The organism is Mangrovimonas sp. ST2L15 (assembly GCF_001280515.1).
Classification (GTDB): domain Bacteria; phylum Bacteroidota; class Bacteroidia; order Flavobacteriales; family Flavobacteriaceae; genus Mangrovimonas; species Mangrovimonas futianensis.
Genome location: NZ_LBIQ01000022.1, coordinates 1 through 1,436, shown reverse-complemented (window position 1 = coordinate 1,436; position 1,436 = coordinate 1). Strand labels below are relative to the sequence as shown.

The following is a 1,436-nucleotide window of genomic DNA, read 5'->3' as shown; positions in this document are numbered from 1 at the left end:
AAATGATGGATTCGGATGTTAAACAAATAACGGAGCTTGAAGCTTATTTTTCAAAGTTTAGGGAACATATTGTAGGCAATGATCAGGAATTTGAATCGCCTTATGGCAAGAAAAAAATCTTGTATGCCGATTGGACAGCCAGTGGCCGCTTATATCGACCTATAGAGGATAAACTGCTCAATAACATTGGTCCATTTGTTGCTAATACACATACCGAGACATCCATCACAGGTTCGGCCATGACTTTGGCCTACCATCAGGCCAGGACGATTATCAAAAGGCATGTCAATGCCTCTGCAGATGACGTTTTGATAACGACAGGAACGGGCATGACTGGAGCTATCAATAAATTTCAGCGTATTTTGGGAATAAAGCTCAATGAGAACCTGAAAGATCACACAAATGTTCCAACAGAGAAAAGACCAGTTATTTTTGTTTCCCACATGGAACATCATTCCAACCAGACTTCTTGGCTGGAAACCATTGCCAAGGTAGAAGTTATTCCTTCGGATGAAAAAGGGTTGCCTTGTTTGGAGAACTTGAATGAATTGTTGAAAAAGCATCAATCGGTTCCTTTAAAAATAGCTGCAATAACAGGTTGTTCTAATGTGACCGGTATTAGAACCAATTATCATGATATTGCCAAATTGATGCATCAGAATAATGGGCTATGCTTTGTTGATTTTGCCTGTTCAGCACCTTATGTTGCTATTGATATGCATCCTGAGGATGAGGAGCAATATTTGGATGCCATTACATTTTCACCACATAAATTTCTGGGTGGACCTGGGTCTTCAGGCGTATTGATTTTCAATAAGAAACTCTATAAAAATCTTGTGCCCGATAATCCGGGAGGCGGAACAGTTTCCTATACAAACCCGTGGGGAGATCATGATTACATCGATGACATAGAAACCCGTGAAGATGGTGGCACACCTGGGTTTCTACAGGCTATAAGAATCGCATTGTCCATTCAGTTAAAAGAAGAAATGGGTGTTGAAAACATTTTGAAAAGAGAGCACGAACTCAATAAAATTGTTTTTGATAGACTTTCAAAAATTGACAATCTAACAATCTTAGCAGAAGAGCACACCGACAGATTGGGTGTATTTTCATTTTATATTGAAAATGCGCACTACAATTTGGTTGTCAAGTTACTTAATGATCGCTTTGGGATACAAACCCGGGGTGGTTGTTCTTGTGCAGGTACTTATGGACATTACCTATTGCATGTAGATCAGTTGACTTCAAAAGCCATTGAACAGAAGATATTAGAGGGTTGCCTTATGGAGCGTCCAGGTTGGGTAAGGATGTCCATTCATCCAACCATGACCAATGAAGAATTAGAAAGTATATGTGATGCCATTGAAGCAGTATCCAAATCTTTTTCTGAGTGGGGCAAGGATTATACATACAACGCCTCCAAAAATGAATTT

The 1,436-nt window shown here is 39.5% G+C and carries 1 protein-coding gene; it reads left to right on the top strand.

All coding sequences use genetic code 11. The annotated features are described in order from the left end of the window. Positions 1-5: 5 nt before the first annotated feature. A partial coding sequence (locus tag ZA07_RS02365) for an aminotransferase class V-fold PLP-dependent enzyme (RefSeq protein ID WP_053970138.1) occupies positions 6-1,436 on the top strand: 1,431 nt, incomplete at its 3' end.